This is a genomic window from Streptomyces sp. NBC_01551, from assembly GCF_026339935.1.
Taxonomy (GTDB): Bacteria; Actinomycetota; Actinomycetes; order Streptomycetales; family Streptomycetaceae; genus Streptomyces.
This window is the reverse complement of sequence record NZ_JAPEPX010000001.1, coordinates 1,636,977-1,662,723: the sequence shown is the minus strand read 5'-3', so window position 1 is coordinate 1,662,723 and position 25,747 is coordinate 1,636,977. Positions and strand designations below refer to the sequence as shown.

The 25,747-nt window shown below is 72.6% G+C and carries 21 protein-coding genes; 11 read left to right on the top strand and 10 right to left on the bottom strand.

Going from position 1 to position 25,747, the window contains the following annotated elements:
• Nucleotides 1–106: 106 nt before the first annotated feature.
• Complete coding sequence (locus tag OG982_RS07460) at nt 107–1,657, bottom strand: leucyl aminopeptidase (protein ID WP_266788645.1); 1,551 nt, start codon at nt 1,655–1,657, stop codon at nt 107–109.
• Between the two features lie 359 nt (nt 1,658–2,016).
• Here OG982_RS07460 and OG982_RS07455 point away from each other — a divergent pair, with 359 nt between their 5' ends.
• The 5 genes from OG982_RS07455 to OG982_RS07435 all read left to right on the top strand — a co-directional run bounded on the left by OG982_RS07455 (nt 2,017) and on the right by OG982_RS07435 (nt 8,725).
• Complete coding sequence (locus tag OG982_RS07455) at nt 2,017–4,047, top strand: hypothetical protein (protein WP_266788646.1); 2,031 nt, start codon at nt 2,017–2,019, stop codon at nt 4,045–4,047.
• A 107-nt stretch (nt 4,048–4,154) separates the two neighbouring features.
• Nucleotides 4,155–5,669, top strand: coding sequence for a GT4 family glycosyltransferase PelF (gene pelF, locus OG982_RS07450; protein WP_266788648.1), 1,515 nt, complete (start codon nt 4,155–4,157; stop codon nt 5,667–5,669).
• A complete protein-coding gene (locus OG982_RS07445) occupies nt 5,666–7,207 on the top strand; it encodes a hypothetical protein (protein ID WP_266788649.1) in 1,542 nt (513 codons plus the stop codon). Before pelF ends, OG982_RS07445 begins: the two co-directional genes overlap by 4 nt.
• Before the next feature lie 16 nt (nt 7,208–7,223).
• Nucleotides 7,224–7,904, top strand: a complete 681-nt coding sequence (locus OG982_RS07440; RefSeq protein ID WP_266788651.1) for a spherulation-specific family 4 protein — start codon at nt 7,224–7,226, stop codon at nt 7,902–7,904.
• Nucleotides 7,901–8,725 carry an endo alpha-1,4 polygalactosaminidase gene (locus tag OG982_RS07435; RefSeq protein WP_266788653.1) on the top strand — a complete coding sequence of 275 codons (825 nt, stop codon included), beginning with the start codon at nt 7,901–7,903 and terminating at the stop codon, nt 8,723–8,725. Before OG982_RS07440 ends, OG982_RS07435 begins: the two co-directional genes overlap by 4 nt.
• Nucleotides 8,726–8,734: 9 nt before the next feature.
• On the opposite strand, the gene OG982_RS07430 is transcribed toward OG982_RS07435, so the two are convergent.
• From OG982_RS07430 to OG982_RS07410, 5 genes are all read right to left on the bottom strand, one after another.
• Nucleotides 8,735–9,922 (bottom strand): sensor histidine kinase, encoded by a 1,188-nt coding sequence (locus OG982_RS07430; RefSeq protein WP_266792141.1) that lies wholly within the window; start codon nt 9,920–9,922, stop codon nt 8,735–8,737.
• 41 nt (nt 9,923–9,963) lie between these two features.
• A complete protein-coding gene (locus tag OG982_RS07425; RefSeq protein ID WP_266788655.1) occupies nt 9,964–10,695 on the bottom strand; it encodes a hypothetical protein in 732 nt (243 codons plus the stop codon).
• Entirely contained in the window at nt 10,692–12,485 is a 1,794-nt protein-coding gene (locus OG982_RS07420; protein WP_266792143.1) for a phosphatidylglycerol lysyltransferase domain-containing protein, read from the bottom strand. Before OG982_RS07420 ends, OG982_RS07425 begins: the two co-directional genes overlap by 4 nt.
• A gap of 150 nt (nt 12,486–12,635) precedes the next feature.
• On the bottom strand, nt 12,636–13,700 hold the full coding sequence (gene cobT, locus OG982_RS07415) for a nicotinate-nucleotide--dimethylbenzimidazole phosphoribosyltransferase (RefSeq protein ID WP_266788657.1): 1,065 nt from the start codon (nt 13,698–13,700) through the stop codon (nt 12,636–12,638).
• 141 nt (nt 13,701–13,841) lie between these two features.
• Nucleotides 13,842–15,047: a bifunctional adenosylcobinamide kinase/adenosylcobinamide-phosphate guanylyltransferase gene (locus OG982_RS07410; protein ID WP_266788658.1), complete on the bottom strand. Its 1,206-nt coding sequence runs from the start codon at nt 15,045–15,047 to the stop codon at nt 13,842–13,844.
• 116 nt (nt 15,048–15,163) lie between these two features.
• Between OG982_RS07410 and OG982_RS07405 the strand changes: the two genes are divergently transcribed.
• The gene (locus OG982_RS07405; RefSeq protein WP_266788660.1) at nt 15,164–15,376 is read left to right on the top strand and encodes a hypothetical protein; all 213 of its coding nucleotides are present in this window, start codon (nt 15,164–15,166) and stop codon (nt 15,374–15,376) included.
• A gap of 176 nt (nt 15,377–15,552) precedes the next feature.
• Here OG982_RS07405 and OG982_RS07400 read toward each other — a convergent pair whose 3' ends face one another.
• Nucleotides 15,553–16,263, bottom strand: a complete 711-nt coding sequence (locus OG982_RS07400; protein ID WP_266788662.1) for a bifunctional 2-polyprenyl-6-hydroxyphenol methylase/3-demethylubiquinol 3-O-methyltransferase UbiG — start codon at nt 16,261–16,263, stop codon at nt 15,553–15,555.
• Between the two features lie 113 nt (nt 16,264–16,376).
• Nucleotides 16,377–16,985, bottom strand: a complete 609-nt coding sequence (locus OG982_RS07395; protein ID WP_266788664.1) for a DUF3043 domain-containing protein — start codon at nt 16,983–16,985, stop codon at nt 16,377–16,379.
• Between the two features lie 314 nt (nt 16,986–17,299).
• On the opposite strand from OG982_RS07395, the gene OG982_RS07390 reads away from it, so the two are divergent.
• On the top strand, nt 17,300–18,094 hold the full coding sequence (locus OG982_RS07390; protein WP_266788666.1) for a PspA/IM30 family protein: 795 nt from the start codon (nt 17,300–17,302) through the stop codon (nt 18,092–18,094).
• 13 nt (nt 18,095–18,107) lie between these two features.
• Nucleotides 18,108–18,386: a hypothetical protein gene (locus tag OG982_RS07385; protein WP_266788668.1), complete on the top strand. Its 279-nt coding sequence runs from the start codon at nt 18,108–18,110 to the stop codon at nt 18,384–18,386.
• Nucleotides 18,387–18,470: 84 nt separating this feature from the next.
• On the opposite strand, the gene OG982_RS07380 is transcribed toward OG982_RS07385, so the two are convergent.
• A complete protein-coding gene (locus tag OG982_RS07380; protein WP_266788670.1) occupies nt 18,471–19,268 on the bottom strand; it encodes a hypothetical protein in 798 nt (265 codons plus the stop codon).
• 85 nt (nt 19,269–19,353) lie between these two features.
• Here OG982_RS07380 and OG982_RS07375 point away from each other — a divergent pair, with 85 nt between their 5' ends.
• The 3 genes from OG982_RS07375 to OG982_RS07365 all read left to right on the top strand — a co-directional run bounded on the left by OG982_RS07375 (nt 19,354) and on the right by OG982_RS07365 (nt 24,174).
• Nucleotides 19,354–20,175: an adenosylcobinamide-GDP ribazoletransferase gene (locus OG982_RS07375; protein WP_266948195.1), complete on the top strand. Its 822-nt coding sequence runs from the start codon at nt 19,354–19,356 to the stop codon at nt 20,173–20,175.
• 46 nt (nt 20,176–20,221) lie between these two features.
• The gene (locus OG982_RS07370; RefSeq protein WP_266788673.1) at nt 20,222–20,923 is read left to right on the top strand and encodes a response regulator transcription factor; all 702 of its coding nucleotides are present in this window, start codon (nt 20,222–20,224) and stop codon (nt 20,921–20,923) included.
• A gap of 122 nt (nt 20,924–21,045) precedes the next feature.
• Nucleotides 21,046–24,174 carry an efflux RND transporter permease subunit gene (locus OG982_RS07365; protein WP_266788675.1) on the top strand — a complete coding sequence of 1,043 codons (3,129 nt, stop codon included), beginning with the start codon at nt 21,046–21,048 and terminating at the stop codon, nt 24,172–24,174.
• A gap of 88 nt (nt 24,175–24,262) precedes the next feature.
• Here the strand turns inward: OG982_RS07365 and nadA are convergent, their stop codons facing one another.
• Nucleotides 24,263–25,450 (bottom strand): quinolinate synthase NadA, encoded by a 1,188-nt coding sequence (gene nadA / locus OG982_RS07360; RefSeq protein WP_266948193.1) that lies wholly within the window; start codon nt 25,448–25,450, stop codon nt 24,263–24,265.
• Nucleotides 25,451–25,747: the final 297 nt, after the last annotated feature.

Below are 25,747 nucleotides of genomic sequence, written 5' to 3'. Positions count from 1 at the left end.
TACCGCCGCGTAGAAACGTACGGGATCCCGGTATTTCGTTGTGAGCTGAACGCACCCCGGGAACTCGGTCGGGTTCCCGGGGTGCGGCACGTCACATTCGAGGGTGTCAGCCCAGGTCGCCCGTGGCCGTGCGCTCGGCCAGCCGGACCAGGGTGCGGACGGCCGAGCCGGTGCCGCCCTTGGGGGTGTAGCCGTACGGGGCGCCCTCGTGGAAGGCCGGACCCGCGATGTCGAGGTGGGCCCAGGTGATGCCCTCGCCGACGAACTCCTGGAGGAAGAGGCCGGCCACCAGGCCGCCGCCCATCCGGACACCCATGTTGGCGATGTCGGCGGTGGGGGAGTCCATCGTCTTGCGCAGGTCCTGGGGGAGCGGCATCGGCCAGGAGGCCTCGCCGACCTCCTCGGCGATCTCGTGGACCGAGGTGCGGAACGCGTCGTCGTTCGACATGACGCCGAAGGTCCGGTCGCCCAGGGCCAGCACCATGGCGCCGGTCAGGGTGGCGACGTCGACGATCGCGTCCGGGTTCTCCTCGGAGGCCTTGGTCAGCGCGTCACCGAGGACCAGGCGGCCCTCGGCGTCCGTGTTGAGGACCTCGACGGTCTTGCCGCTGTACATGCGCAGCACGTCACCGGGACGGGTGGCGGAGCCGGACGGCATGTTCTCGGCGAGGGCGAGCCAGCCGGTCACGTTGACCTGGAGGCCCAGCTTGGCGGCGGCGATGACGGAGGCGAAGACGGCGGCGGCGCCGGCCATGTCGCACTTCATCGTCTCGTTGTGGCCGGCCGGCTTCAGGGAGATGCCGCCCGAGTCGTACGTGATGCCCTTGCCGACGAAGGCGAGGGTCTTCTCCGCCTTGGGGTGCGTGTAGGACAGCTTCACCAGGCGCGGCGGGTTCTCGGAACCCTTGCCGACGCCCATGATGCCGCCGAAGCCGCCCTTGACCAGGGCCTTCTCGTCCAGGACCTGGACCTTGACGCCGTTCTCCTTCGCGGTCGCGGACGCGACGGCTGCGAAGGCCTCGGGGGTGAGGTCGTTCGGCGGGGTGTTGACCAGGTCGCGGGCGATGTTGACCTCGGTCGCGACGACCGTGGCGCGCTCGATCGCGGCCTTGTGCTCCTTGTCGCGCGGCTTGGCGCCGAGCAGGGCCACCTCGGCGAGCGGCTGCTTCGGGCCGCCGTTCTTGTCCGCGTTCTTGGCGTTCTTGGCGTTCGTCGTCTCGCCGCCCTGGTAGGCGGTGAAGGCGTACGCGCCGAGCAGCGCGCCCTCGGCGACGGCGGTGACGGCGGAGGCGTCGTCCAGGGGGAGGGCGAAGGCGGCCTTCTTGGTGCCGTGCAGCGCGCGGGCGGCGGCGCCGGCGGCGCGGCGCAGCGCCTCCTCGTCGTAGGACTCGTCCTTCTCCGGTACGGAGCCCAGCCCGACCGCCAGCACGACCGGGACCTTCAGGCCGGCCGGGGCCGGCAGCTTGGTCGTCTCGCCTTCGGCGCCCGAGGCACCGAGCGCTTCGAGCACGGCGGCGAGCTTTCCGTCGTACGCCTTGTCCACGGCCTCGGCTCCGGCGGCGACGACGGGGCCCTTGGGGCCCTTCGAGACGCCGACGACGAGGGCGTCGGCGCGCAGCGTCGCGGCGCCGGCAGTGCTGAGAGTCAGAGCAGTCACGGTGGTGAAGTCTCGCTTCCGTTTGTGTTTGTGGTCGCTTCGGTCGCGTCGGGGTCGCCGGCCGCTCCGCAGCGATCGTAATTCGGGCCCGGCGGCCGCCGGAAACGAGCCTACGCGCCGCCGCTCATCCGTACGTCACTCGAAGGTTTGGCAAGTTGTTCGATCTTCCGGGCATCAGGTTCACCCATCTGTGGCCTGTGTTCCAGGTTTGCCCCGTAGACCTGACGCAGTCCTAGAGACTCGAGCCACTCTCGCAAGGGGACGCGGGGTCCCTTTGCATGATTTCCACAGAGCCTCCCCGGCCCGGCCGCACCGCCAGTGGCCACCGCCGGGGGGCGCCTGCGGGGGGAAAGGCCGAAATGGTCAACAAGAACCGGATGAACAGGGTCGCCGCCGCCATGGCCGCGGCCGCCTTGATGTCCGTAGCAGTACCCGCCGCGGCCGCCGAGGCGGCGGCCGTGACACCGCGCATCGACCTGAAGGTGCTCGTCGTCGACGACGGCGGCAGCTCGGTCGAGGCCATCACCGCGGAGCTCCGGGACACCGGAGTCCCGTTCACCCGCGTCGTCCTGGGCAGCGGCAGCCGCCCGGTGATCAACGCCGGATTCCTCAGCGACACCGTCGACGGCCGGCCGCGCGCCAAGTTCCAGGGCGTGGTCCTGCCGAACGAGAACCCGTTCGGCGAGGGCTCGGCCGAGATGGCCGCGCTCGCCGCGTACGAGACGACGTACGGGATCCGCCAGGTCGACGCCTACACCTGGGCCCACCCGGGCGTGGGTCTGGAGTACACCGACAACGGGGGGTACAGCGGTCAGCTCGACGGCACCCAGGCGGCCGTCACCGCGGCCGGCAAGGCGGGGCCCTTCGGGTACCTCGGCGGCCAGGTCACCTTCGAGGACAACTCCGCCCTCATCCCCGAGAGCTACGGGTTCATGGGCAAGCCGCGCCCGGGCTACACCAGTTACGTCGACGCCCCGGCCGGCGGCGGCCGGGCCTCGCTGGTCGGCGAGTACGCCCACGACGGCCGCAGCGAACTGGTCGTCACCTTCGGCTACAACCAGTACCAGCAGCAGTTCCGGCTGCTGGCCCGAGGCATCGTCGACTGGCTCACCCAGGGGGTCCACCTCGGCCAGAGCCGCAACTACTTCGCGGTCCACGTCGACGACGTCTTCGCCCCGGACGCCCGCTGGAGCAAGGAGCTCAACTGCACGCCCGGCGACTACGCCTGCGCGGGCGGCGAGGGCAAGGAGAGCACCATCCGGATGACCGCCGCGGACGCGCAGTACGCGGTGCAGTGGCAGCAGAACAAGGGCTTCAAGCTCGACATGCTCTTCAACGCGGGCGCCGGGGAGGAGTGGAAGACCGAGAACGGCGGCACCGACGCCCTCACCGCGCAACTGATCGCGGACCGGGCCAAGTTCCGCTGGATGAACCACACGTACACGCACCCCTTCCTCGGCTGCGTCCAGGACACCAGCACCACGCCGTGGACCTGCACGAAGAACACCAACGGCGCCGTCAACTACATGAGCCGCGCGGAGATCTCCGCGCAGATCCGCGACAACAACAACTGGGCGGCCTCCAAGGGCATCGCCACCGACCGCACCGAGCTCGTCACCGGCGAGCACTCGGGCCTCAAGACCCTCCCGCAGCAGCCCCAGGACAACCCCAACCTGGCCGGCGCGCTCGCCGACAACGGCGTCAAGTGGGCGGGCAGCGACAACTCCCGTGAGCCCGTGCAGCGGGCGGTCGGCGCCGCCCTGACCGTCCCGCGCTACCCGATGAACGTGTACTACAACACGGGCACCAACGCGGAGATGGCCGACGAGTACAACTGGATCTACACCAGCCGCGCCGACGGCGGCAGCGGTGTCTGCGAGGACAACCCGGCGACCTCCACCTGCCTGCCGGACCCGATCGACGTCAACACCGGCTACCTGGACTACATCGTCCCGGCCGAGGCCCGCATCGCCCTGCGGCACGTGCTCGCCAACGACCCGAAGCCGCACTACGTCCACCAGTCCAACCTCGCCGAGGACCGCACCCTCTACCCGGTGCTCAACCAGGTCCTCGACACGTACCGCACGCTCTACGCGCCCAGCGCGCCGATCGTGAACCAGAGCATGAAGGACACCGGCGTCGAACTCAGCCGCCGCGCCGCCTGGGACAAGGCCGTGAGCGCCAACCAGGTCACCGCCTACCGCGTCGGCACCACCGTCACCGTCAAGGCGCCCTCCGGCGTGGTGGCCCCGGTCACCGCCCCCAACGGAACCAAGAAGCAGCTCCTGCTCGGCACCGCGGACTTCGGCACCGCGTACGCCGGCAACCGCTCCGCCTGGACCTCGCCCGACCTGCTGCAGTCCGCGGTCACCCTGAGGCTGCCCAGCTGATCCCCGCTCCACCCAGCCAGTCAAGCCGCCACACGCGACACCCAGAGCCGGCGCTCCACGCAACCCATGGGCGCCGGCCCCTTTTCCGTCCTGGGGGGACTCACCGCATGAGCCATGGGCGTCATGTCACCATGCTCACCGAAGGCACCTATCCACACGTCCACGGGGGCGTCAGCACCTGGTGCGACCAACTGGTACGCGGTATGCCGGAGGTCGACTTCAACGTCATAGCCCTGACCGGCTCCGGACGCGAGCCGGTCACCTGGGACCTGCCGCGCAACGTGTACCGGCACACCGCCGTGCCGCTCTGGGGCCCGCCGCCGGGCCGCAGCCGCCGCAAGGCCCTGCGCGGCAGGGCCCACCGCCGCTTCACCGAGACCTACGAGGGCTTCCTGCTCTCCCTGCTCGAACCCGGCCGAGGGGGCTTCTCCGAGGCCCTGCGCGAACTGGCCGTCCTGGCCCGGGCGGGCAAACTCGCCCCGGCCCTGCGCTCCGAGTCGGTCCTGCGCCTCCTGATGGACGTGTGGACCCGCCCGGGCCTGGCCACCGCCGCCGCCGCGCCGACCATCCACGACGCGCTGACCGCCACCGACCTGCTGGAACACGCCCTGCGCCCGCTCTCGGTGCGGATCCCGCCCGACTGCGTCGCGCACGCCGTCAGCAGCGGTCTCGCCACCCTCCCGGCCCTCGCCGCCAAGTACCTCGACGGGGTGCCGTTCCTCCTCACCGAACACGGCATCTACCTGCGCGAGCGCTACCTCGGCTACCGCACCGCCGAACAGCGCTGGCCCGTCAAGGCGCTGCTGCTCGGCTTCTACCGCGAGCTCAACTCCGAGGGCTACCGGCAGGCCGACCTGATCACCCCCTGCAACCAGTACAACCGCCGCTGGGAGGAGCGCGGAGGCGCCGACTCCGAGCGGATCCGCACCGTCTACAACGGCGTCGACACGCACGCCTTCCCCGAGGCCGGACCGGAACCCGAGGTGCCCACCCTCAGCTGGTGCGGCCGCATCGACCCCATCAAGGACCTCGAAACCCTCATCCGGGCCTACGCGTTCATGCGCGTGGAGCTGCCCGCCCTGCGGCTGCGGCTGTTCGGGCCGGTCCCGGCGGGCTGCGAGGACTACCGGCTCGACCTGGAGAAGCTCGCCGCCGAACTCGGCGTCACCGACGGCATCACCTACGAGGGCCGCGTCGAGGACGTCGCCGGGGCCTACGCCGCCGGCAGCGTCGTGATGCTCTCCTCCATCAGCGAGGGCTTCCCCTTCAGCATCATCGAGGCCATGTCCTGCGGCCGCACCACCGTCTCCACCGACGTCGGCGGGGTCCGCGAGGCCGTCGGGGACACCGGCCTCGTCGTCCCGCCCCGCGAGCCCGAGACCATGGCCCGCGCCACCCTCGCCCTGCTCCGCGACGACGAACGCCGCGCCGAACTCGGCCGGGCCGCCCGCAGGCGGGTCGTGGAGAAGTTCACCCTCCACCGGTCCGTCGACGGCTTCCGGCACATCTACCGGGAGCTGGCCGGCCAGCCCGTCCTGTCCGTCCACGCCGGCGACGAGTGGACCCAGCGGCTCGCCGACCCCTGGTACCGCGAGCTCGCGGCCGACGGGAGCCTGTGGTGAGCGGATCCCTCTGGCTGAAGGTGCCGGGCGGCAACACGCTGCCCGCCGTCCCGCGCCCCCGCCGCACCGGCCCGGCCGCGGCCACGGGTACCGCCGCCGACCCGATGGACGAACTCGCCGAGCGCCTCGACGTGTTCATCGCCGCCGCCGTCCACCCGGACGAGATCGCCGCCATCCTCGAATCCGACGGGATGACCGACGAGTACATCCGGCTCACCTACGGCCGCCACGACTCCTTCGGACTCGCCGAGGAGCTCTACGCCCGGGTGCCCCGCTCCTTCCCGGAGCCGGAAGGCGCCCCCGACCCCTGGAAGGTCTCCCTCACCGCCTGCCTGCTGCGCGGGGTCATCTTCGCGCTGCCGGGCCTGGCCTACCTGCTCGGCGCGCCCCTGCTGGAGGGCCCGCCGGACCGGCTCGGACTGCCCGCCGGGACCCTGACCCTGCTCGCCGGGGCGCTCATCGGCTGGGTCTGGGACCAGACCCTGTCCCACCGCGCCTACTCCTGGCTCGGCCTCGGCGACCGGGCCGCCGCCGGGCGGACCCTGCTCGTCGGAGCCCCCGCGGGGGCCCTGCTGGGTACCGTCGCCGCGTCGGCGGTACCCGGCGGGCCGCCGTTCTCGTACGCCTTCGCCGCCGGGCAGGCCTTCTACGTCGGCGCCGCGACCGTCCTGCTGGTCCTCGGGCGGGAGCGCAAGCTCCTGGCCGCGCTCGCCCCGATGGCCGCGGGCGCGGTGCTGACGCTGTTCGTGGACCTGCCCGTGCCGGTACGGGTGACCCTGCTGGTGCTGTCCCTGCTGGCCGCCTGCTCCCTCGCGGTACGGGAACTGCCGCTCGCCGAAGGGGTACGCGCCGCCGCCCGCCGGATCCGCGGCTGGTCGCGGCGCCGGCCCGGCGAGGGCCCGGTGCGCTGGCGGATGCTGCGCGGCGCCGAGGAGGAGTTCACCCCGCGCGGGCCCCGGATCGGGGACTCCGTCCCGTACGGGGTGTTCGGCCTCGGCACCGGTCTGCTCGTGCTGTACGCCGCCCTCGGGGAGGTGCTCGCCGGCGGTCCCGCCGAAGCGGTCGCCGCCCCGTCGGCGGTCGCCCTCACCCTCAGCATGGGGCCCGCCGAATGGCTGCTGCACCGCTTCCGCAGCGGCAGCCTCGCCGGGCTCCGGGCGGCCCGCTCGCCCCGGGCGTTCCGGCGCCGGATGCTCGCCGCGCTGACCCGGTGCGTCGCCGTGTACCTGGCGGTGCTGCTGGCCCTCGGCCTGGTCGGCACCCTGCTCTGGCCGGGCGCCCCCGGCCTCACCGGGGTCCGGGCCGCGACCCTGCTGCTGCTCGGCTCGGTGATGTGGACCGGGCTGCTGCTCCAGTCCTTCGGGGCGGTCCGGCCGGCCGCCGCCGTCTGCGCCTCGGCGGCCCTCGCCCAGAGCCTGGCGCTGCTGACCGGGCTGGGGCAGCCGCGGGTGGTCCAGCTGCTGGTCGCGGGCACGGCCGCCGCGGCGCTGGCCACGCTGGTCTGCCTGCTGCTGGGCCGCGCGACGGCACACCGCTGACGCGTTCACGTACCTCATGGAGAAGAAGGACCACATGCTGCTGGTGCCCCTCTACGAGCACCCCGCCGACCGGCCCGAGGCCTGGGAGCTGCTGATCCGCTCGGCGGGCCGGCTCCACTCGGTCGTGCTCAACCCCGCCAGCGGGCCCGGGGACGCCCCCGACGAGCGGTTCGCCGCCGTCGCCGGGCGGCTCCGGGACGCCGGGGTGCCCGTCCTGGGGTACGTCGACACCGACTACGGGCGCCGCCCGCACGCCGCCGTCGTCCAGGACCTGCTGCGCCACCGCGACTGGTACGCGACCGACGGCACCTTCCTCGACCAGGCCGCCTCCGGCCCCGAACTGCTGCCGCACTACGGCCGGCTCACCGTCGCCGCCCGGGCGGCGGGCGCCCGTACCCTCGTCCTCAACCACGGGGTGCACCCGCACCCTGGCTACGCCGAACTCGCCGATCTGCTCGTCACCTTCGAGGGCCCCTGGGACGCGTACCGGGACGCGGCCGCCGTACCGCCGTGGACCGCCGAGCACCCCGCCCGGCGGTTCTGCCACCTCGTGTACGCCGTGCCGCCGGGCGCGTCGGCCGCCGAGCTGGCCGAGCAGCTGGCGACGGAACGGGGCGCGGGGGTGCACTGTGCGGTCCCCGGGTCCGGCGCGCACCCGTGGGGGACCCTCCCGTACGCCCTGGAGGCCACCGGATGAAGCGTTTCTCCGTCCTGCTCGCCGGGGCGCTGCTCGTCGTCCTCGGCGGGCTCGCGGCCTGTACCGCCGTGCCCGCCGAGGACGAGGACCCGGGCCCGGACCCGGCGCCGGGGGAGCGCTGGCTGCCCAGGCCCGGGACGGCCTGGCAGTGGCAGCTCACCGGCAAACTCGACACCTCGGTGAAGGTGCCGGTGTACGACGTCGACGGGTTCCACACCACCAAGGAGCAGGTCGCCGGGCTCCGCAAGGCGGGCCGCAAGACGATCTGCTACATCTCCACCGGCGCCTGGGAGGACTTCCGGCCGGACGCCGACGCGTTCCCGGAGTCGATGCTCGGCAAGGGCAACGGCTGGGAGGGCGAGCGCTGGCTCGACATCCGGCGGCTCGACGAGCTGGAGCGGCTGATGGGCAAGCGGTTCGACATGTGCCGGGACAAGGGCTTCGACGCGGTGGAGCCGGACAACATGGACGCCTACCGCAACGAGTCGGGCTTCCCGGTCACCGCCGAGGACCAGCTGAGGTTCAACCGGCTGATCGCGAAGATGGCCCACGACCGGGGCCTGTCGGTCGGGCTCAAGAACGACCTGGACCAGATCCCGCAGCTGGTCGGCGACTTCGACTTCGCGGTCAACGAGCAGTGCGCCCAGTACGAGGAGTGCGAGCTGCTGACCCCGTTCATCGAGGCCGACAAGGCCGTCTTCCACGTCGAGTACGAGCTTCCCACGAGCCGGTTCTGCGCCGGGACGCGCAAGCTGAAGCTCAGCTCGCTGGAGAAGAAGCTCGAACTGGGCCCCTGGCGCAAGGCCTGCCCCCGCCCGTAGCCCGGCCGGCTAGGCCACGGGAAGGATGGCGTGCACTCGGTAGCCGCCCCCGTAGCGGGGTCCGGCGAAGCAGGAGCCGCCCAGCGCGGTGGCCCGCTCGCGCATGCCGAGCAGCCCGTGCCCGCCGCCCTCCTCGGCCTGCGCGGCCTGCGCGGGCAGCGCCTCGGGGCCCGCGCCCCCGTCGTCCAGTACGGTCACCTCCACCGAGGCCCCGACCCGCACCACGCTGACCTCGGCCCGGGCCCCCGGGCCCGCGTGCTTGCGCACGTTGGTCAGGGCCTCCTGGATCACCCGGTACGCCGCCAGGTCCACGGCCGACGGCAGCGGGTCCCGGTCCCGGCCCAGCTGGACCATCACCCGCACCGGCAGCCCGGCGTGCTGGAACGTGGCCGTCAGGTCGTCCAGTACTGCCAGCCCCGGCGCGGGCTCGGTCGGCGCCTCCGGGTCTCCGGTCTGCCGCAGCAGCCCGACCGTGGCCCGCAGCTCGTTCAGCGCCGAGCGGCTGGCGTCGCGCACGTGGGCGAGGGCCTCCTTGGCCTGGTCGGGCCGCTTGTCCATGACGTGCGCGGCCACCCCCGCCTGCACGTTGACCAGGGCGATGTGATGCGCCACCACGTCGTGGAGGTCCCGGGCGATCCGCAGCCGCTCCTCCGCGACCCGCCGCCGGGCCTCCTCCTCGCGGGTCCGCTCGGCCCGCTCGGCGCGCTCCCGGATCGCGTCCACGAACGCCCGGCGGCTGCGCACCGCGTCCCCGGCGGCCGCGGCCATGCCGGTCCAGGCGAAGATGCCGATGTTCTCCTGCGCGTACCAGGGCAGCGGGCCGACCAGCATGGCCACGCCCGTCAGCCCCGTCATGGTGAGCAGCCCGATCCGCCAGGTCGTGGGCCGGTCGGTGACCGCGGCCACCGTGAACAGGGCGATCACCGCGCTCATGGCGACGGGCGCCCGGGGCTCCCCGGTGGTCAGCTCCAGCAGCGAGAGCCCGGCGGTCACGGCCAGCACCGCGCGGGGCCGGCGGCGCCGCCACACCAGCGTCGCCGCGCCCAGCAGCATCAGCAGGAGCGAGAACGCCTCGGGGGTCCGGGTGCCGAAGGTCGGGCCGTGCGGCCCGTGGGGATCGGCGAAGGACCCGACGACCATGCAGATCAGCGCCCCGAGCGCGAGTACGGCGTCGGTGGCGAGCGGATGGGCCCGCATCCACTGCCGCGTGGGGGCGAAGGGCTGCCCGAGGTGAGTCGTCACCCCGATACGGTACGGCCTGCCCCGCGCCCGGGGCCGCGCCGTGGCGGCCCCTCCCGCCGCGAGCGCTCCGGACCCCATTTCGCCCGCACGAGGCACATCACCATGACGGCCGCGATGGCCGCCAGGTGCTCCTTGCCCGCGAGGTTGTCCTTGACGAGCACCTCGCCGATCATCACCAGGACCACCAGCGCCCCGGTGAGGTACGCCCGGTAGCGCCAGCACACGTAGATCGCCAGCCCGACCACCGCCGCCGAGGGCCCGGTGTCGTTGACGATGCGGTCGGACACCGGCAGGCCGAGGGGATGGTCGGGGCCGAGCGCGAGCCCGATCCGCGCGTACGTGGTCCCGGCGAGGGTGGCGACGTAGCCGACGACCAGGGTGCGCCACCAGCCGACGCAGATCTCCGAGATCCCGAAGACCAGCAGGATCTGCGCCAGCGCGCCCCACACCGGCAGGTCGAGCGCGGGCACGAACAGGGACAGCGGGGTCCGCAGCACCGCCAGCCACAGCGGGTCGACGGCCTTGACGGAGCCGAGGTTCTGGACCGGCTGGAAGCCCCAGGACGTGTTCTGGACGATCTGGAAGACCGAGGTCAGGCAGACCGCGCCGATGGTCATCGGGATCGCCCGCCACCTGTCACGGACGAGCGCGCCGCGGACCGTCCATAGCAGGGGCCCCCACTCGCGGCGGGCGAACCGCCGCGGTGAGGAGTCGGTCCACGCTGTCAACGACGGGTCTCCAGATGTCTGCGGTGCAGCCACTTCGGCAGGCCGGGGGCTTCCAGGAAGCCCTCGGCCCGTCCCGCCGCGACACCGATCCGCAGCAGGTCCGAACTCTTCTCGAAGAGCATGAACCGCGGTTCCCAGATCGGCCGGTATTTGGCGTTGGCCCGGTAGAGGGACTCGATCTGCCACCAGCGCGAGAAGAAGCTCAGCAGCGAGCGCCACATCCGCAGCACCGGACCCGCGCCGAGCTTCGACCCGCGCTCGAAGACGGAACGGAACATCGCGAAGTTCAGCGAGACCTGTGTGACGCCGATCTCCTTGGAGCGTTCCAGGAGTTCGATGACCATGAACTCCATCAGGCCGTTCTCGGAATCGCGGTCACGGCGCATCAGGTCCAGCGACAGGCCCTTGGGGCCCCACGGCACGAAGGACAGCACGGCGCGCAGCTCGCCGTTGCCGTCCGTGCACTCCAGCATCACGCACTGGCCGTCGGCGGGGTCCCCCAGCCGGCCCAGTGCCATCGAGAAGCCGCGCTCGGTCGCGCCGTCGCGCCAGTCGTCGGCGCGGCGCACCAGCTCGTCCATCTCCTCGGCCGGGATGTCCGCGTGGCGGCGGATCCGGACGGTGTAGCCGGCCCGCTTGACCCGGTTGAACGCCTGCCGGACGGTCCGCATGGCGCGGCCCTCCAGGGTGAACTCGGCGGTCTCGACGATCGCCTCGTCACCCAGCTCCAGCGCGTCCAGGCCGTGCCGGGCGTAGATCTGCCCAGCCTCCTCGCTCGCCCCCATCACGGCGGGCACCCAGCCGTGCTCGCGGGCCTCGGCCAGCCACGGCTCGATCGCGCCGGGCCAGGCCTCGGGGTCGCCGATCGGGTCGCCGGAGGCGAGCGAGACCCCGCCGACCACGCGGTAGGTCACGGCGGCCTTGCCGGTGGGGGACCAGATGACGGACTTCTCGCGGCGCAGCGCGAAGTAGCCGAGCGAGTCGCGGTCGCCCTGCTTGGCGAGCAGGGCGCGGAGCCTGTCCTCGTCCTCCTCGGTGAGCGGGTCGACGGCGCGGCGCGAGCGGAACGCCGCGAACAGCACGGCGAGCAGCAGCACCATCGACATGACGTTGACGGTGACGTCCACCCAGCCGGGGGTGGTGATCGCCTTGAAGTCCACGTCGTTCGGGGCCAGCGTGATCAGCCGCAGCACGCCGTACTTCCAGCGGGCCAGGAACGAGGCCTCGGAGGCGTCCGGGTCGGTGTTGGCGGCGCCCACGAGCAGCGCCGCGACCAGCGAGGTGACCAGCAGGCCGACGGCGGCGACGGCCACGGCCAGCTTGGGGTTGGAACGGTCGCCCTTGGCGTAGAACTCGTGGCGGCCCAGCACCAGCGCGCCGACGAAGGCCGCGGTCAGGGCCAGCGAGACCCAGTTCTGGGCGTGCTCACGGAACTCGGGGTAGTAGCCGGTGAACGCCGACACGGCGAAGGCCAGCAGCAGCAGCCCGCCCACCACCAGGTTCAGGATCCAGGCGGCCCGCTTGCGGCGGCCCATGGTGACCGCGAGCAGCAGCGAGAACAGCGCGGAGGCGAAGCCGGCCGTCAGCAGGTAAGGGGTGTAGAAGTCGGCGGTGTTGTGCCGGCGCAGATCCTGCCCGAACGAAACCCACACCGCGCTGAGGAAGTTGACGAACGTGACGGCGCGCAGGTACCAGACCGCGAACGCGGCGGCGCGCCGCGACCGGGTGCTTCCCCTGCCGGTCTCCCGGCCGCCCCCCTGCTTGCCGGCCGCTTCCCCGCCGGTCTCGATCCTGTTCCTCCCGGGTGCCGGTACGGCTCCCCGGTCGGTGTCTGCGCTGGTCAAGCGGACCTCTCCCATGAAAAGCGATGATATGGGGCATCACCGTCCGCGGGCGGCCCAAGCGCCGCGGACTGGTCGGGTCCGCGGCGCCCGTTCGCCTCATTCCGTCGGCTGCTCCACGGCCCGCTCCGGGAGTTCCGCCGCGAGCGCGGCAGCCGCCTGGACCAGGGGGAGTGCCAGCAAGGCCCCGGTTCCTTCTCCCACAGTGACGCCGTGGTCGAGCACAGGGTTGAGTGCCATCCGGTCCAGCGCCTTCGCCTGCCCCGGCTCGCCGCTGGCCTGGCCGGCCAGCCACCAGTCCGGCGCCCGGAACGCGGCCCGCTGGGCCACCAGGCCACAGGCCGCGGAGACGACGCCGTCGAGGATGACGGGCGTACGGCGCACCGCGCACTGGAGCAGGAACCCGGTGATCGCGGCGACGTCCGCGCCGCCGACGGCCGCCAGCAGCGCGACCTGGTCCCCGAGCACGGGACGGGCCCGGCGCAGCGCGTCGCGGATCGCGGCGCACTTGCGCATCCAGGCGAGGTCGTCGATGGGCGTCCCGCCGCGGCCGGTGACGACCGAGGCATCGGTTCCGCAGAGCGCGGCGACCAGCGTCGCCGCGACGGTGGTGCCGCCGACGCTCAGGTCGCCGAGGACCACCAGGTCGGTGCCGGAGTCGGCCTCCTCGTCGGCGATCCGCATCCCGAGCCGCAGCGCCGCCTCGGCCTCCTCGGCCGTCAGCGCGTCCTCGACGTCGATGCGGCCGCTGCCGCGCCGCACCCGGTCGCGGACGACGTCGGCGGGGAGCAGCTCCGGGTCGCAGTCCAGGCCCGCGTCGACGATCCGTACGGTCGCGCCGAGCCGCCCGGCCAGGATCGAGACGGGGCTCAGCCCGTCCAGTACGGAGCGCACCAGCTCGTGGGCGGTGCCGGCGGCCCGCCCGGACACGCCCTCGGCGGCGATGCCGTGGTCGGCGGCGAACAGCACGACGCGCGGCCGCTCGATCGGCTTGACGGGGACCTGCCCCTGCGCGGCGGCGAGCCACTCGGCGAGCTCGTCCAGCCGCCCGAGTGCCCCGGGCGGCACGGCCAGCCGCTCACGCCGGTCCTCGGCGTCACGCCGAACGCCCCCGTCGGGGCGCTCGATCAGATCGGAGAAGTCGTCGAGATTCAGCGTGGTCATCTGCCAGAGCGTACAGCCGGTGAGGCCCTCCCCAAGCCCCGCCGGCGGCCTGCGCCCGGCCCTCCCGGCGTTCGCGGCGCGGGGGGTCGGGGCCGGCTCCCGCGGGGCGCCGCACCAGCCCCCGCGGGAGCCGGCGGCCGGTCAGTCCTTCAAGACCAGCGACTGCCCCGCCACCACCAGCAGCACGTGCTCGCACTCGGCGGCCACCGCGTTGTTCAGGCGGCCCAGCTCGTCGCGGAAGCGGCGGCCCGAGGCCGTCGCGGGGACGACCCCGGAGCCCACCTCGTTGCTCACCGCCACCACCGTCCGCCGCGTCGCGCGGACCGCCGCCACCAGCTCCGCGACCCGCTCGGCCAAGTCCTTGCGGCCCGTCGCCGCCCAGACGGCGTCGTCCCAGGCCCCGGCCCGGTCCATGGCGTCCGTCAGCCACAGCGCCAGACAGTCGATCAGCAGCGGCGGCCCTCCCTCCGCCAGCAGCGGGGCCAGCTCGCAGGTCTCCACGGTCCGCCAGGACGCCGGCCGCCGCTCCCGGTGCAGCCCCACTCGCGCCGCCCACTCCGCGTCACCGTCGCGGGAGCCGCCGGTGGCCACGTACACGACCTCCGGGAACCCGGCCATCCGGCGCTCCGCCTCGTACGACTTGCCCGAGCGCGCCCCGCCCAGCACCAGCGTGCGGCGCGGCGGGTCCGCCGCCGCGTGGTACTCGCCGACCACCACCGTGGTGCCGTCCGGCACCGCCCGGGCCCCTGCGGCCGCGCACCGGCGCTCCAGCTCCCGGCCCGGCGGGGTGTCGTGGTCCAGGTGCACGGCGATCACGTCCGTGGCCGGGCCCACCGCGCCGCTCGCGCGCAGCCGGGCCACCGCCTCCGGCCGTCCGAGTACGTCCGCGAGGACCATGTCGTACGGGCGCTGCGCGAGCGTCCCGTTCGTCCCCGCGGGCGCCCCGCCCGGCGGCAGGTACAGCAGCCGGGCGCCGTCCGGCCCGGTCACCTCGTACCCCGTTCCCGGGGCGTCCATCGCCACCGCCCGGACCCGGTGCCCGCTGATCACCGCGAGCTCCCGACCGTCCGGCACCCGGCCCGCCGCCGGCAGCCCGGGCGGCAGTTCCACGGCCGGCCCGTCGTGCGGGTGCGTCAGCAGGACCTGCCGTACGCCGGCCAGCGAATGCCCGGCCCGGGCGCCCGCCAGCACCGCGCCGGGGGTCAGGTCGAGCAGCAGCGCCCCGTCGACCAGGACGGCGGTCGCGGCCCGGGCCCGGGGGCCCACGGAGACCGCGCAGGCCGCGCAGGGACAGCCGGGGCGGGGCAGTCCTTCGGGTGTTCCGGTACCGAGCAGAGTGAGTTCCACGGGATGATCCTCCCGCGTCGCCGCGACTGGTGCTCGCCCGGCTACTCTGCGGGGCAGACTCATGGCGAGCGACGGACGACCATCGCGCGAGCAGCGGACGAGCAACGGAGGCGGACATGGCGTGGACGTGGCGGTTCGAGAAGGCCGACGGCAGCGAGACGACCCCGTCGGTGGTTCCCGAGGAGTTCACCACGCAGGGGGACGCGGAGTCCTGGATCGGCGAGTACTGGAAGGACCTGCTGGAGGGCGGCACCGAGAAGGTGAAGCTGTCCGACGACAACGGCGCGGAGCTCTACACGATGAGCCTGCGCGAGGCGCTGGACGCCTGATCCCCGCCCGGGGGTGAAAGGGGCCGGCTCGGCCCCTGGCCGCGGGTGAACGGGTTTGGCCCGTCCTCTGGCCGACGACGAACGGGGCCCGCCCCGTTGCGGCCCCACCGGCCTCGCGGTCCCGCTCGGGCGGGGCCGCGAGGCCGGGGCCCGGAGGCCCCGTTCCAGTCGGCGGGCTAGCCGCCCCGGACACCGCACAGGTGCAGCAGCGCGGCGACGCCGCGGTACGGATCGATCCGCCCGGCGCGCTCCTCGGCGGTCAGCAGCCGCTCCAGCTCGTCCTCCGGCGGGAGCTTCTCCCCGGCCTCGGTGCCGTCGGTGAACACGCGTACGCCGTACCAGGACTGGAGCGGCGCCCCGATCCCGGACAGCGTGGCGGTCAGCCCGGCCAGCCGGTCGGCGCGCACGTCCAGGCCGAGCCGGTTCGTGTAGTCGGTGGTGTCGAACGCGGCCAGCGCGCCCGCCCAGTCGCCGTCCAGCCCGGGCCGCATGGCGAGCGCGTCGCCGTTGCGCACCAGCAGGGACAGCAGACCGCCCGGCGCCAGCATCCGGGCCAGCCCGGCGAGCATCGCGTCCGGCTCCGGTACGTACATCAGCACGCCGTGGCAGAGCACGACGTCGAAGCTGCCCGGCAGGAAGTGCGCGCCGGTCTCGCGGCCGTCGCCCTCGATCAGCTCGACGCGGTCCTGGATCCCGGCGGGCTCGCCGGCCAGCGCCTCACGGGCGACGTCCAGCATGGCCGGATCCTTCTCCAGGCCGGTGACCTTGTGCCCGGCGCGTGCGAGGCGCAGTGCCTGGGTGCCCTGGCCCATGCCGACGTCGAGGACGCGCAGCCGCTGCCCGACCGGGAAGCGCTGCGCGATCTGCTCGTCGACCTGCCGGCCCACGAGTTCCTGGCGGACGGCGTTGCGCAGTCCGCCCAGACCCTCGAGCCACAGCCTGGCGCCCCCCGAGGCCCAGCCTTTGGAATTGCCCCCCGACGCTCCGGGCGTCCCTCCGCTCAGGGCCGTTCCCCGCGCTTGACCTGCGGCTTCGGCAGGCGAAGCCGGCGCATTTGGAGGGTGCGCATCAGGCCGTACGCGACGGCGCCGCGCCTCGGCTCGTCCGGGAAGCGCGCGGCCAGGGCCTTGCGCAGACGGAACAGCAGGCCGATGGAGTCGACGATGATCAGCGCGATCACGGCGAGCCACAGGATCAGCGCGATGTTCTGGATCGACGGCACCCGCACCATGCTGAGCACCAGGATGATCACCGCGAGCGGCAGGAACATCTCGGCGACGGAGAAGCGGGAGTCCACGAAGTCGCGGACGTACTTGCGCACCGGCCCCTTGTCACGGGCGGGCAGGTAGCGCTCGTCGCCGCTGGCCAGCGCCTCGCGCTGCTTGGCCATCTCTACGCGACGGCGCTCACGGGCTCGCTTGGCATCCTCCTTGCGGTTGCCGGTCGAGGCCACCACGGCCTTGCGCTGCGACTGGGCCACAGCACGCTTCGGCGTAGGGCGGCCCTTCGGGGCCTGCGGGTCACGGGGCTGCGAGAGGTCGGCGCTCACCTTGTCGGTGGCGGCGGCCTTCTCTTCCTTGGAGGAGCGGCTACCAAACACAAAACCCAAGCCTACGTGGTTGCGGGCACGGGCCCCACCCCGGTGGGGAACGATCCGGCAACGGCGGGCGTCTTCCCTTTGTGAGGGCCGTGAGGTTCTCGTGAGGGCCGCGAGGTTCTCGCGCGAGGCCGCCCACCCCGGTGCGCACCCGGACCGGGTCGGGGGGCCACCTACTCCTTACGCCTGACACGGCGCAGGATCAGTCGTCCTGGAGGAGGAGCGCATCCGTACTCGAACAGTGCGGTAATGGAAGCAGGGCCCGTACTGTGGGTTCTGTTGGTGACCTGGAGCACAGTCCGTCTAGAAGGGGGCGCGCGAAGCCCATGAGCGGTGTCATGAAGCGTATGGGGATGATCTTCCGCGCGAAGGCGAACAAGGCCCTTGACCGGGCCGAGGACCCGCGCGAGACCCTCGACTACTCGTACCAGAAGCAGCTGGAGCTGCTTCAGAAGGTGCGCCGCGGCGTCGCCGACGTGGCGACCTCCCGCAAGCGTCTGGAGCTCCAGCTGAACCAGCTCCAGGGGCAGTCCGCCAAGCTGGAGGACCAGGGCCGCAAGGCCCTCGCCCTGGGCCGCGAGGACCTGGCCCGCGAGGCCCTCTCCCGCCGCGCCTCGCTCCAGCAGCAGGTCAGCGACCTTGAGGTGCAGCACCAGACCCTGCAGGGCGAGGAGGAGAAGCTGACCCTCGCCTCCCAGCGGCTCCAGGCCAAGGTCGACGCCTTCCGCACCAAGAAGGAGACCATCAAGGCCACGTACACGGCCGCCCAGGCGCAGACGCGGATCGCGGAGTCCTTCTCCGGCATCTCCGAGGAGATGAGCGACGTCGGCCTGGCCATCCAGCGGGCCGAGGACAAGACCGCCCAGCTGCAGGCCCGCGCCGGCGCGATCGACGAGCTGCTGGCCTCCGGCGCGCTCGACGACCAGAGCGGGCTCGGTTCCAAGGACGACATCCAGGCCGAGCTGGACCGCCTCTCCGGCGGGACGGACGTGGAGCTGGAGCTCCAGCGCATGAAGGCCGAGCTGGCGGGTGGCCCGTCCGCCCAGCAGCAGGCCATCGAGGGTGGCGCCCCGGGCGCCGCCCAGCCGTCGCAGACCCAGCACCGGTTCGACAAGCAGTAGGACGGGGCCCGTCATGATTGTCCGCATCATGGGGGAAGGGCAGCTGAAGGTGGCCGACGGCCACCTCGCCGAGCTCAACACGCTGGACGACGAACTCCTCGCGGAGATGGAGTCCGGTGACGAGGAAGGCTTCCGGCGGACGCTGGGCGCGCTGCTCGACGCCGTGCGGCGGCTCGGCACGCCGCTCCCGGACGCCGCCCTGGAGCCGTCGGAGCTGATCCTCCCCGCGCAGGACGCGAGCCTCGACGAGGTCAAGGAGCTGCTCAGCGACGACGGGCTGATCCCGGGCTGAGCCCTGCGGCGGGACGAACAGGACACCAACGCGTGACAGTGCGACGGGCCCGCCCCTTCCCGGGGGCGGGCCCGTCGCGCGGGCTCACGGCCCCGGCTTCTTCTCGGTGGGACTCTTCTCGACGGCGGGCGGGTCCGGGGCGACGGCCGGATCGGGCGTCCCGCCGATGAAGTTCTCGAACTTGCGGCGCGGGGCCGCCCAGCGCCGGTCGTGGTGGAACGCGCGCAACCCGGCCTTGGCGCGGGCCCGGGGGCGGTTGGCGTAGAAGCGCTTCGCGTACGGGGAGCCGGGCCGGGCCAGCCGGATCGCGCCGATCAGCGCGACGAACGGGATGACCGTCCCGAAGAACGCGGTGCGGGCCTTCCCTTTCCACAGGGCGATCAGGGCCAGGAAGAAGTTCGTGGCCATGTTCATGACGACGAGCCCGCGGCTCTGGCGTTCCTCGGTGGTGAGGTCGTTGACCCCGAAGGGCAGGAAGCCGCCGAGCACCAGCGCCACCAGGGCGGCGGTCAGCACCACGATCTCCACGCTCTTGCGGCCCTGCTCGCTCCAGTAGACGTCGTCGAGGTGCAGGATCAGCGCGAACTCGTCCAGTACCAGGCCCGCGCCGAGCCCGAAGATCACGGCGGAGAGCAGTCCGCCGAAGCTGTGCCGGCCGCTGCCGATGGCGCCGAAGCCGCCGATGATCACGAGGATCACGCCCGGCACCACGTGGTGGACGTGCATCCCGCCCGGGGTGATGTTCTTGAAGGGGCCCCGGCCGGCCCGGATCAGCCGGGTGATGACACGGGTGACCAGGAACGACGTCACGAACGAGAGCAGGGCCAGCAGGAGCGGCAGCTTCTCCGGTTCGACGATGTTCCGATACCACCAGTGACCCATGCGCCGGCTCCCCTGCTGTGGCGGCTCCCCTTTGGTACGTAATGGGTAATTTACCGTCCGGGGCCAACGGGTACCGTTCTCGCCGATGACAGATTCGTTCGAAGATCCGCCGCAGGTCCCGCCCTCGGAACGCGCCTCGCTGGCCGACGGGCTCCGCTTCGCGTTCGGCACCCTCACCGTGCTCCCGGCCCGCATCACCCGCTGGGACCGCCCCGCCGCCCGGACCGGCATGGCCTGCGCCCCCGTCGCCGGACTGGCCGTCGGGCTGCTCGCGGCCGTGCCGGGCGCGCTGCTGCTGGCGGGCGGCGGCGGCCCGCTGCTCGCGGCGGCGGTGACCGTGGCCGTGCCGGCCGCTCTGACCCGCGGGCTGCACCTGGACGGTCTGGCCGACACCGCCGACGGACTGGGCAGCGCGAAGCCCGCCGACGAGGCGCTGCGGATCATGAAGCAGTCCGACATCGGCCCCTTCGGGGTGGTGACGCTGCTGCTCGTGCTGCTCATCCAGGTCGCCGCCCTGGCCGACGCGTACGGCGACAGCTGGGTCCGCGGCGCCCTCGCCGCCGTCCTGGCCGCCGTCACCGCCCGGCTCGTCATGACGCTGGCCTCCCGCGACGGAGTTCCGGCGGCCCGCCCCGAGGGCCTGGGCGCGGCGGTCGCGGGCGTGGTGCCGCGCCGGTCGGCCGCCGTCGTCGCCGCGCTGACGCTGGTGGCCGCCGCGGCCGCCGCCCTCCCGCTCGGCCTGCCCGCCGTCGTCCAGTACCCGGCCGCCGTCCTCGCCGCGCTCGGGGCGGCGGAGCTCCTGCTGCGCCGCTGCGTCCGCCGCTTCGACGGCGTCACGGGCGACGTGTTCGGCGCCCTCGCCGAGGTCGCGGCGACGACGGCGCTGGTCGTCCTCGCCCTCGGCTGAGCGGATCCGCCCGGGGCCGCCGGGGGCGGCAGGTAGGGTCGGCCCCGTGGAAGAGACGCCGACGACCATCAGGGTGCTGCTCGCCGACGACCAGGCCCTGCTGCGCAGCGCCTTCAAGGTGCTCGTCGACTCCGAGCCCGACATGGAGGTCGTGGGGGAGGCCTCCGACGGGGCGCAGGCCTACGCGCTCGCCCGCGAACGCCGCGCCGACGTCGTGCTCATGGACATCCGGATGCCCGGCACCGACGGGCTCGCCGCCACCCGCATGATCAGCGCCGACCCCGAACTCGCCGACGTCCGCGTCGTGATGCTGACGACCTTCGAGGTCGACGAGTACGTGGTCCAGTCGCTGCGCGCCGGCGCCTCCGGCTTCCTCGGCAAGGGCGCCGAGCCCGACGAGCTGCTCAACGCCATCCGCGTCGCCGCCGCCGGCGAGGCGCTGCTCTCCCCGGCCGCCACCAAGGGCCTGATCGCCACCTTCCTGGCCCAGGGCGGCCGCGACGACGCCACCACCGCCACCGGCGCCCACGCCGAACGGCTCGCCGCGCTGACCGTGCGCGAGCGCGAGGTCCTCGTGCACGTCGCCGCCGGTCTCTCCAACGACGGGATCGCCGGCCGGCTGGAGGTCAGCCCGCTCACCGTCAAGACGCACGTGAACCGGGCGATGGCCAAGCTCGGCGCCCGCGACCGGGCCCAATTGGTGGTCATCGCGTACGAATCGGGACTTGTCAGGCCTCGGGCGGAGTAGCGCGCGTACTGCGGACGCGGTATGCGCCAGATAAGGACAGGACCTGGGAGCGACGCCGTGGCGTCCCGGCGTGAGCGAGGCTGAAGGCCCTCGCGTTCGTCACTGCAGAGAGATCCCCGACCATGTCCTGGCTGTCCCGCTTCAGCCTTGCCCAGCGGGCGTTGATCGGCCTCGTGTCGATCGTCGCGCTCGTCTTCGGCGCCATAGCCATCCCGCAGCTCAAACAGCAGCTGCTGCCGTCCATCGAACTCCCGATGGTGTCCGTGCTCGCCCCGTACCAGGGCGCCTCGCCCGACGTGGTCGAGAAGCAGGTCATCGAGCCGATCGAGGCCACCCTCAAGGGTGTTGACGGCCTCACCGGCATCACCTCGACCGCCAGCGAGGGCAACGCCCTCATCATGGCCAGCTTCGACTACGGCGACAGCGGCACCAAGCAGCTCGTCGCCGACGTCCAGCAGGCCGTCAACCGGGCCCGCGTGCGGCTGCCCGCCGACGTCGACCCCCAGGTGGTCGCCGGCTCCACGGACGACATCCCGACCGTGATCCTCGCCGTCACCTCCGACAAGGACCAGCAGGCGCTCGCCGACCAGCTGGAGAGCTCCGTCGTCCCCGTCCTGGAGGACGTCGACGGCGTCGCGCAGGTCAGCGTCGACGGCGTCCAGGACCTCCAGGTCACCATCACCCCGGACGACGCCAAGCTCGCGGCCGCCGGCCTCGACGGCGCCTCGCTCGCCCAGGGCATCCAGGCGGGCGGCGCGACCGTCCCCGCCGGCGCCTTCGACGAGGGCGGCAAGAACCGGACCGTCCGCGTCGGCGGGGGCTTCACCTCCCTCTCCCAGCTGGAGGACCTCCGCCTGAGCCCCGGCCCGGGGAAGCAGGCCGTCCGCCTCGGCGACGTCGCCACGGTGAAGCAGGAGACCGCCAAGGCCGTCTCCATCACCCGTACCAACGGCAAGCCCAGCCTCGCCCTCGTCCTCACCATGGACAAGGACGGCAGCGCGGTCGCCATCTCCGACGCCGTCAAGGACAAGCTCCCCGAGCTGCGTTCCACGCTCGGCTCCGGCGCCGCCCTGACCGTCGTCAGCGACCAGGGCCCGGCCGTCGCCAAGTCCATCTCCAGCCTCACCACCGAGGGCATGCTCGGCCTGCTCTTCGCGGTGATCGTGATCCTGGTGTTCCTGGCCTCGTTGCGCTCGACGCTGGTCACGGCGGTCTCCATCCCGCTGTCCGTCGTCCTCGCGCTGATCGTGCTGTGGACCCGCGACCTGTCGCTGAACATGCTGACGCTGGGCGCGCTCACCATCGCCATCGGCCGCGTCGTCGACGACTCGATCGTGGTCCTGGAGAACATCAAGCGCCACCTCGGCTACGGCGAGGAGCGCGAAGCCGCGATCATCACCGCGGTCAAGGAGGTCGCCGGCGCGGTCACCTCCTCCACGCTGACCACCGTCGCCGTCTTCCTGCCGATCGGCCTGACCGGCGGCATGATCGGCGAGCTGTTCGGCTCCTTCTCGCTCACGGTCACCGCGGCCCTGCTGGCCTCGCTGCTCGTGTCGCTGACCGTCGTACCGGTGCTGTCGTACTGGTTCCTGAGCGCCCCCAAGGGCGTGACGGCCGGCGATGCCGAGAGCGCCGCCAAGGCGCGCCGCGAGGCGGAGGAGAAGGAGGCGCGCAGCCGCCTCCAGCGCTTCTACGTCCGGGTCCTGCGCTTCGCGACCCGGCGCCGGCTCACCAGTGTGGCCATCGCCGTCGTCGTCCTGTTCGGCACCTTCGGGATGACCCCGCTGCTGAAGACGAACTTCTTCGACCAGGGCGAGCAGGAAGTCCTGACGGTCAAGCAGGAGCTGGCCCCCGGCACCTCCCTCGCCGCCAGCGACGAGGCGAGCCGCAAGATCGAGAAGGTGCTGGGCTCGGTCAAGGGCGTCAAGGACTACCAGGTCACCGTCGGTTCCTCCGGCTTCCTCGCGGCCTTCGGCGGCGGTACGGGCTCCAACCAGGCCTCGTACCAGGTCACCCTGGCGGACGCCGGCAAGGCGGACGCCGTCAAGAAGGAGATCGAGGGCAAGCTGGCCGGCCTCGACGGCATCGGCGAGACCCGCATCGTGGCCGGCGACGGCTTCGGCAACCAGAACCTCAGCGTGGTCGTCAAGGCCGGTGACGCCAAGGTGCTCGCCGAGGCCGCCGAGGAGGTCCGCACGGAGGTCGCCAAGCTCAAGGACGTCGCCGACGTGCAGAGCGACCTGTCGCAGTCCGTGCCCCGGATCTCGGTGACCGCCACGCCCAAGGCCGCCGAGGCGGGCCTGAACCAGGCCGCGCTCGGCGCGATCGTCGCGCAGGCCGTACGGGGCAACCCGGCGGGCAAGGCCGTACTGGACGACACCGAGCGGGACATCGTCATCCGCTCCGCCCAGCCGGCCACCACCCTGGCCGAACTCCGGGCGCTGCCCGTCGGGCCGGTCAAGCTCGGCGACATCGCCGAGGTCAAGGAGGTCCCCGGCCCGGTCGCGATGACCCGGATCGACGGCGCCCGCGCCGCCACCATCACCGCCCGGCCGACCGGCGACAACACCGGAGCCGTCAGCGCCACGCTCCAGACGAAGCTCAAGGCGCTGGACCTGCCCGACGGGGCCACGGCCACCATCGGCGGTGTCTCCGAGGACCAGGACGAGGCCTTCGCCTCGCTGTTCCTGGCCATGTTCGCGGCCATCGCGATCGTGTTCATGCTGCTGGTCGCGACGTTCCGCTCGCTGGTCCAGCCGCTGATCCTGCTGGTCTCGATCCCCTTCGCGGCCACCGGCGCGCTCGGCCTGCTCATCGTGACCGGCACCCCGATGGGCGTCCCCGCGATGATCGGCATGCTGATGCTCATCGGCATCGTGGTGACCAACGCGATCGTCCTGATCGACCTGGTCAACCAGTACCGCCGACAGGGCCTCGGCGTCGTCGAGGCGGTCGTCGAGGGCGGCCGTCACCGGCTCCGCCCGATCCTGATGACGGCCCTGGCGACGATCTTCGCCCTGCTTCCGATGGCCCTGGGCGTCACCGGCGAGGGCGGCTTCATCTCGCAGCCGCTCGCGGTCGTGGTCATCGGCGGCCTGATCAGCTCGACCCTGCTGACGCTCCTCCTGGTGCCGACCCTCTACACGATGGTCGAACTCCGCAAGGAACGCCGCCGCGCGAAGAAGACGTCCCGCCTCACGGTCGTCCCGGCCCCCGCGGCCAAGGAAGACGAGGTCCCGGCCAAGGCCTGACCCCGTCCCGTACGCACCGAAGGGCCGCCCCTCACGTCGAGGGGCGGCCCTTCGGCCGTGTCCGGCGACCCGGTGGTCGCCACGGGTCCTACGGCAGCGCGAGCATGCGCTCCAGGGCGAGCTTCGCGAAGCTCTCCGTTTCCTTGTCCACCCGGATCTGGTTGACGAGGTTGCCCTCGGCCAGGGACTCCAGGGTCCACACCAGGTGCGGGAGGTCGATGCGGTTCATCGTCGAGCAGAAGCAGACCGTCTTGTCGAGGAAGACGACTTCCTTGTCCTCGGCGGCGAACCGGTTCGCCAGGCGGCGGACGAGGTTCAGCTCGGTGCCGATGGCCCACTTGGAGCCGGCCGGGGCCGCCTCCAGCGCCTTGATGATGTACTCCGTCGAGCCGACGTGGTCCGCGGCGGCCACGACCTCGTGCTTGCACTCGGGGTGGACCAGGACGTTCACGCCGGGGATGCGGGCGCGCACGTCGTTGACCGAGTCCACCGAGAAGCGGCCGTGGACCGAGCAGTGGCCGCGCCACAGGATTATCTTGGCGTCGCGCAGCTGCTCGACCGTCAGGCCGCCGTTCGGTTTGTGCGGGTTGTAGAGCACACAGTCGTCCAGCGACATGCCCATGTCCCGCACAGCGGTGTTGCGGCCCAGGTGCTGGTCCGGGAGGAAGAGCACCTTCTCGCCCTGCTCGAAGGCCCACTCCAGGGCCTTCTTCGCGTTGGACGACGTACAGATCGTGCCGCCGTGCTTGCCGGTGAACGCCTTGATGTCGGCGGAGGAGTTCATGTACGAGACGGGCACCGTCACGTCGGTGATGCCGGCCTCGGCCAGCACGTCCCAGCACTCCGCGACCTGCTCGGCGGTGGCCATGTCGGCCATCGAGCAGCCGGCGGCCAGGTCGGGCAGGACCACCTTCTGGTCGTCCGAGGTCAGGATGTCCGCGGACTCGGCCATGAAGTGCACGCCGCAGAAGACGATGTACTCGGCCTCCGGCTTCGCGGCCGCGTCCTTGGCCAGCTTGAAGGAGTCGCCGGTGACGTCCGCGAACTCGATGACCTCGTCACGCTGGTAGTGGTGGCCGAGGATGAAGACCTTGTCGCCGAGCTTCTCCTTGGCGGCGCGGGCCCGCGCCACCAGGTCCGGGTCCGACGGCGAGGGCAGGTCGCCGGGGCATTCCACCCCGCGCTCGCTCTTCGGGTCGGCCTCGCGGCCGAGCAGCAGCAGGGCAAGGGGCGTCGGCTGGACGTCCAAGGGCTGGGCGGTGGTCACGACACGCACCCTTTCTGTTCTGCGACTAGGGACTTCTGAAGTTCGCTTCGACTTCTCGTCTATTTGACGCTATCTATCATAACCGCTTCACGTCACTTTGACGATGGCCATAGTGTCCATGTGACGAATTCGGGCGCGTCGACAGCCGCCCGTCCATCGGGTCCACTCGTCCGCGCCGGTGTGCGAGCATGAATATCTGAAACAAGCGTCGGGTCAGGAATGAATCCGCGGCCCCGCTCGTTGCCATCGACGGCAAGAGTCCGACGTTTCCCTGCTTCCGGCGGGGAGCCGCCCACTTCGGGAGTG

Bases quoted from the DNA above. Each gene is read 5' to 3' on its own strand.
- OG982_RS07455 (WP_266788646.1), top strand. From the start codon at position 2,017: ATGGTCAACAAGAACCGGATGAACAGGGTCGCCGCCGCCATGGCCGCG.
- pelF (WP_266788648.1), top strand. From the start codon at position 4,155: ATGAGCCATGGGCGTCATGTCACCATGCTCACCGAAGGCACCTATCCA.
- OG982_RS07440 (WP_266788651.1), top strand. From the start codon at position 7,224: ATGGAGAAGAAGGACCACATGCTGCTGGTGCCCCTCTACGAGCACCCC.
- OG982_RS07435 (WP_266788653.1), top strand. From the start codon at position 7,901: ATGAAGCGTTTCTCCGTCCTGCTCGCCGGGGCGCTGCTCGTCGTCCTC.
- OG982_RS07430 (WP_266792141.1), bottom strand. From the start codon at position 9,922: ATGCGGGCCCATCCGCTCGCCACCGACGCCGTACTCGCGCTCGGGGCG.
- cobT (WP_266788657.1), bottom strand. From the start codon at position 13,700: ATGACCACGCTGAATCTCGACGACTTCTCCGATCTGATCGAGCGCCCC.
- OG982_RS07405 (WP_266788660.1), top strand. From the start codon at position 15,164: ATGGCGTGGACGTGGCGGTTCGAGAAGGCCGACGGCAGCGAGACGACC.
- OG982_RS07390 (WP_266788666.1), top strand. From the start codon at position 17,300: ATGAGCGGTGTCATGAAGCGTATGGGGATGATCTTCCGCGCGAAGGCG.
- OG982_RS07385 (WP_266788668.1), top strand. From the start codon at position 18,108: ATGATTGTCCGCATCATGGGGGAAGGGCAGCTGAAGGTGGCCGACGGC.
- OG982_RS07380 (WP_266788670.1), bottom strand. From the start codon at position 19,268: ATGGGTCACTGGTGGTATCGGAACATCGTCGAACCGGAGAAGCTGCCG.
- OG982_RS07375 (WP_266948195.1), top strand. From the start codon at position 19,354: ATGACAGATTCGTTCGAAGATCCGCCGCAGGTCCCGCCCTCGGAACGC.
- OG982_RS07365 (WP_266788675.1), top strand. From the start codon at position 21,046: ATGTCCTGGCTGTCCCGCTTCAGCCTTGCCCAGCGGGCGTTGATCGGC.